Below are 5,416 nucleotides of genomic sequence, written 5' to 3' on the forward strand. Positions count from 1 at the left end.
CGGCGCGGGTTGCACGCTGCCGGCGATAACCGGGGTGCAGCCGGTGGCCTGAATACCACCAATAGGCCGGCCGCAAGGATTCGCGTTCTCATGCTTTGGGCAGGATTAGCGTAACGAGCCCACGGTCACTTCTTGCCCTTATCCCCCGCGGCGTCGGTCGACAATGCCGCGACGAACGCCTCCTGCGGCACGTCGACCCGCCCGATGGTCTTCATCCGCTTCTTGCCCTCCTTCTGCTTCTCCAGAAGTTTGCGTTTGCGGGTGATGTCACCGCCATAGCACTTGGACAGCACGTCCTTGCGAATCGCGCGAATGTTCTCGCGCGCAATAATTTTCGACCCGATAGCGGCCTGCACCGGCACCTCGAACTGCTGGCGCGGGATCAGCTCCTTGAGTTTGGTGGTCATCTTGTTGCCGTAGGCAAATGCCGCATCCTTGTGGACGATCGCCGAGAACGCGTCGACGGCCTCGCCCTGCAGCAGGATGTCGACCTTGACCAGTTGGGCTTCCTGCTCGCCGGCCTCCTCGTAGTCCAGGCTGGCATAGCCCCGGGTGCGCGACTTCAACGCGTCGAAGAAGTCAAAGATGATCTCTCCCAACGGCATTGTGTACCGTAGCTCCACCCGCTCGGGCGAAAGATAGTCCAAGCCGCCCAACTCGCCGCGGCGGGACTGGCACAGTTCCATGATCGTGCCGATGAACTCGCTGGGCGCGATGATGGTGGTCTTGACGACAGGCTCATAGACCACACGGATCTTGCCTTGCGGCCAGTCCGAGGGGTTGGTGACGAGGATGGAGCCGTCTGCATCTCCCTCCAAGATCACCCGGTAGACGACGTTGGGCGAGGTCGAGATCAGGTCCAAGTCGAACTCGCGCTCCAGCCGCTCCCTCGTGATCTCCATGTGCAGCAGCCCCAGAAAGCCACACCGAAACCCAAAGCCAAGCGCCACCGACGTTTCCGGCTCGTAGGTCAGGGCGGCGTCGTTGAGCTGCAGCTTGTCCAGGGCATCGCGGAGATTCGGGTAGTCCGACCCGTCGACGGGATACAGCCCCGAGTAGACCATCGGCTTGGGCTCCCGGTAGCCGGTCAGCGCTTCGGTGGCAGCCCCGCGGGCCCTGGAAAGGCTCGTCACGGTGTCGCCGACTTTGGACTGGCGCACGTCCTTGACGCCGGTGATGAGGTAGCCCACTTCCCCCACCCCGAGCCCCTCGCATGGCTTCGGCTCGGGCGAGACGATGCCGACCTCGAGCAGCTCGTGGGTGGCTCCGGTGGACATCATCGCGATGCGCTCGCGCGGGTTGATCTTCCCGTCGACCACGCGAACGTAAGTCACCACACCGCGGTAGATGTCGTAGACGGAGTCGAAGATCATTGCGCGGGTGGGCGCGTCGGCGTCGCCCTGCGGGGGCGGCACCTGACGGACCACCTCGTCGAGCAGCTGTGCCACGCCCGCACCGGTCTTGCCGGACACCCGCAGCACGCCCGCGGGGTCGCAACCAATGATGTGGGCGATCTCGGCCGCATAGCGGTCCGGATCGGCGGCCGGCAGATCGATCTTGTTCAGCACCGGAATGATGTGCAGGTCGCGGTCCAGCGCCAGGTACAGGTTTGCCAGCGTCTGCGCCTCGATACCCTGCGCGGCATCGACCAGCAGCACCGCACCCTCGCACGCTTCCAACGCCCGCGACACCTCGTAGGTGAAGTCGACGTGGCCGGGGGTATCGATCAGGTGCAGAACGTAATCGCGGTCGTTTACCCGCCAGGGCAGCCGCACGTTTTGAGCCTTGATGGTGATGCCGCGCTCCCGCTCGATATCCATCCGGTCCAGGTACTGGGCCCGCATCGAACGCTCATCGACCACACCGGTCAACTGCAGCATGCGATCGGCTAGTGTCGACTTGCCGTGGTCGATGTGCGCGATGATGCAGAAGTTCCGAATCAGCGCCGGCGGCGTGAAGGTCTGGTCGGCGAAACTGCTGATGGGAATCTCCTGGTGGACGAAATCTTATGCCGGGGGTGTGGGCGGGTGGCGGCTATGTCCAGCGTATCCAGGCAGGCGCGCCCGAACACAATCACGCATCCGGCGGCGCGTCTATGCTGCGAACATGGCGTCCGCTCGGAAGTCGCAGTGGAAGACATTCCAGCGCTTTGCGGAAAACCTGGTGTTCAACGAAGCTCCGAAGGTTGTCCGTCAACTACAGAACTCGCAGACCGTGCTGCGGGAGCTTCAGCATGCGGTCAAGATCACAGCCAACATCATGACGATGGGTCTGCCGCAGCCAGCGCCCGAGATTAACGCTGGCCGGCCGGTGACCAAGACGAGCTTTCCCACGGCGCAACGCGCCCGCAAACTGGTCTATGCCCCCGACCTCGACGGCCGGGCCGATCCGGGGGAAATTGTGTGGACTTGGGTGGTCTATGAGGACGACCCGAGCTGTGGCAAAGATCGGCCGGTGCTCGTGGTGGGCCGTAACGGCAACGTCTTGCTGGGGCTGATGCTGTCTAGCCAGGAACATCACGCCATGGACCCGGACTGGGTTGGAATCGGTTCTGGTGACTGGGATTACGAGGGCAGGCAGAGCTGGGTCAGACTGGACCGGGTGCTCGACGTGCCCGAGGAGGGCATCCGCCGCGAAGGTGCGATTTTGCCACGCGACGTCTTCGATGTGGTAGCGGCACGGCTACGTGCCGAGTTTTCCTGGAGCTAGCCGGCGCTTCGTCTAACCTTGCGTGATGTAGGACTGCAGCTGCTGTTGCTCGGCCTCGAGTTCTTGCATGCGCGTCTTAACCACATCGCCGATGCTGACGATGCCGATGAGTTTTTTGCCGTCGAGCACCGGCACGTGGCGCACCCGGTTCTTGGTCATCAGAACGCTGATGCTGTCTACCGTGTCGGATTTTGTGCAGGTGGCGACGGCGCTGGTCATGATCTTGGAGATCGGTCTCGTCAATACGCTGGCGCCGTGCGCGTGCAGCTGACGGACCACGTCGCGCTCAGACACGATGCCAACCACACCTTCGGCGCCTACCACCACCATCGCACCAATGTTCTGCTCAGCCAGACCGGCGAGCAGCTCCCGGACCGTCGCGTCGGGGTTGATCGTCACCACCGCCGCGCCCTTGTTGCGCAAGACGTCCGCGATCCGCATTGAGGCCTCCCACCGCTAGTGACCCGATTCACACCAGGCTACGGCTAACTCGCGCGGCGCGGAAGCCACCACTCTTACGCATCGGTCTTGCAAGGATGGGGCCATGATCGAGATCACCTTGCTGGGAACCGGTAGCCCTATCCCTGACCCGAATCGTGCCGGGCCGTCGACCTTGGTTCGGGCCGGCGGCCAGGTGTTCCTGGTCGATTGCGGGCGCGGTGTGTTGCAGCGCGCCGCGGCGGTGGGAGTGGGCGCCGCCGGCCTGTCAGCCCTGCTGCTGACTCACCTACACAGCGACCACATCGCCGAACTAGGCGACGTGATTATCACCAGCTGGGTCACCAACTTCTCGCCCGATCCAGCGCCGTTGCCGATCATCGGGCCGCCGGGTACTGCCGCGGTAGTGCAGGCGACGCTGAAGGCATTCGGGCACGACATCGGCTACCGGATCGCACACCACGCCGATCTCAACACCCCGCCGCCGATCGAGATCCACGAGAACACCGACGGGACAGTGTGGGACCGCGATGATGTAACCATCCGGGTGGCACCCACCGATCACCGCCCAGTGGCGCCCACGATCGGGTTCCGGATTGGCTACGGCGGCGCCTCGGTAGTGCTGGCCGGCGACACCGTGCCCTGTGCCACCCTGGACGAATTGGCTTCTGGCGCAGATGCATTGGTACATACGGCTATCCGGAAGGACATCCTCATGCATGTCCCTCAGCAACGCGTCAAGGACGTCTGCGATTACCACTCGTCGGTGCAGGAAGCGGCCGCGACCGCTCAACGTGCCGGGGTGGGGAGCCTCATCATGACGCACTATGTGCCGGCTATCGTGCCGGGGCAAGAGAACCAGTGGCGGGCGCTGGCCGCGACCGAGTTCAGCGGACAGATCGAGCTGGGCGACGACCTGCACCGAGTCGAGGTGCAGCCGAGGTAGCCGAAGCAGCCGTAATCCCCGACTTCGAGCTCACATCGCGATACCATCCGGTCCTGGCCTAGGGTCGTCAACTCAGAGGTGCCGCAATGTCGTACGTGATCGCCGGCTCGGGGGCAATCGCCGCAGCGGTCGCCGACTTGGCCACGGTGGGTTCCTCCCTCTACGAGGCCAACGTGATCGCGGCCGCCGCTACGACCAGCGTGCCGGCCGCAGCTGCCGATCAGGTGTCGGCAGCCATCGCAGCGTTCTTCGATACACAAGCCCAGGGCTATCAGGGCATCAGCGCCCAGATGTCGGCGTTGCATGAGCAGCTGGTGCAAGCTCGCTCAGGCAGCGCAGCCTCGTACGCCGGCGCGGAGGCCGCCGCTGCTCAGAACCTGCTCGACCTGATCAACACACCTACCTAGGTCCTGCTGGGCCGCCCGCTGATCGGTAACGGCGGCCGTGCCGCGGTGATCTTCGGGTTCGGCGGCGCCGGCGGCGACGGAGGCACCGGGCTAAGCGAGCCGGGTGATTTCTACGTCGACGTCCAGGTCGGTTGATCCCCGGCCGGAGTAGATGCCTTTCAGTGGAGACACGTCGCTGTAGTCGCGGCCAACACCCACGCTGATGTATTGCTCGGTGATTTCGGTCTCACTGGTGGGGTCGTAGTTCCACCAACCACCTGTCCAAGCCTGAATCCAGGCGTGGTTGCGTCCGGCTACGCTTTTTCCGACGGCGGCATCCCGCTTGGGGTGCAAGTACCCGGATACATAGCGAGCCGGAATTCCCATGCTGCGCAACACGATAAGTGTCAGGTGCGCGAAATCCTGGCCAACACCTTTGCCCTGCTGGAGGGCATCGAGCCCGGACGAGTGGACACCGGTGGTACCCGGAAGGTAGTCCAATTCGCTACGTACCCATCGAGCTGCGGCTATGACCGCGTCGGCGGGATCGCGATACTTCATCATCCGCTTGCCCACGGCGAGAACCCGTTTACTCGTCGGGGTGTACCCGGTGGGACGCAGCACTTCGTCGAACCGGTCGATAACGGCCATCGACTGTAATTCTTTCCAGCTGGTCTTGGTCGCGGGCGGCTCCGGGCGCTCAGTTTCCACGACCGACGAGGACGTCACCGTCAACTCGGTGTGCGGCGCGTGTAGGTCGAATGCCGTTACCGCGGTGCCCCAATAATCGATATAGCGGTAGGAGCGGGTGGCCGGGACGGTTTCGACTCGGTTGAGGATGACGTTTTGCCTTGTGTTGGAACGCGGTGTCAGCCGCGCTTCGTTGTAGGACGCGGTGACCGGCGACTGGTATGCATACCCGGTGGTGTGTACGACC

5 protein-coding genes and 1 pseudogene are annotated in these 5,416 nt (G+C 63.8%); 3 read left to right on the plus strand and 3 right to left on the minus strand.

Annotated elements, in window-relative coordinates:
* Window positions 1-125: 125 nt before the first annotated feature.
* Window positions 126-2,140: pseudogene (lepA, locus tag F0Q45_RS23875) on the minus strand (translation elongation factor 4).
* On the opposite strand from lepA, the gene F0Q45_RS23880 reads away from it, so the two are divergent.
* Entirely contained in the window at window positions 2,107-2,709 is a 603-nt protein-coding gene (locus F0Q45_RS23880; RefSeq protein ID WP_149656260.1) for a type II toxin-antitoxin system PemK/MazF family toxin, read from the plus strand. The pseudogene lepA and the gene F0Q45_RS23880 overlap by 34 nt on opposite strands.
* Before the next feature lie 12 nt (window positions 2,710-2,721).
* On the opposite strand, the gene F0Q45_RS23885 is transcribed toward F0Q45_RS23880, so the two are convergent.
* Window positions 2,722-3,150, minus strand: coding sequence for a CBS domain-containing protein (locus F0Q45_RS23885; RefSeq protein ID WP_149656261.1), 429 nt, complete (start codon window positions 3,148-3,150; stop codon window positions 2,722-2,724).
* Between the two features lie 103 nt (window positions 3,151-3,253).
* Here F0Q45_RS23885 and F0Q45_RS23890 point away from each other — a divergent pair, with 103 nt between their 5' ends.
* Both F0Q45_RS23890 and F0Q45_RS23895 read left to right on the plus strand, forming a co-directional pair.
* Window positions 3,254-4,093 (plus strand): ribonuclease Z, encoded by an 840-nt coding sequence (locus tag F0Q45_RS23890; RefSeq protein WP_149656262.1) that lies wholly within the window; start codon window positions 3,254-3,256, stop codon window positions 4,091-4,093.
* Window positions 4,094-4,179: 86 nt separating this feature from the next.
* Complete coding sequence (locus F0Q45_RS23895) at window positions 4,180-4,500, plus strand: PE family protein (protein ID WP_149656263.1); 321 nt, start codon at window positions 4,180-4,182, stop codon at window positions 4,498-4,500.
* Between the two features lie 90 nt (window positions 4,501-4,590).
* Here F0Q45_RS23895 and F0Q45_RS23900 read toward each other — a convergent pair.
* A partial coding sequence (locus F0Q45_RS23900) for a transglutaminase family protein (RefSeq protein ID WP_149656264.1) occupies window positions 4,591-5,416 on the minus strand: 826 nt, incomplete at its 5' end.

It is taken from the genome of Mycobacterium simiae (assembly GCF_008370645.1).
Classification (GTDB): domain Bacteria; phylum Actinomycetota; class Actinomycetes; order Mycobacteriales; family Mycobacteriaceae; genus Mycobacterium; species Mycobacterium simiae_A.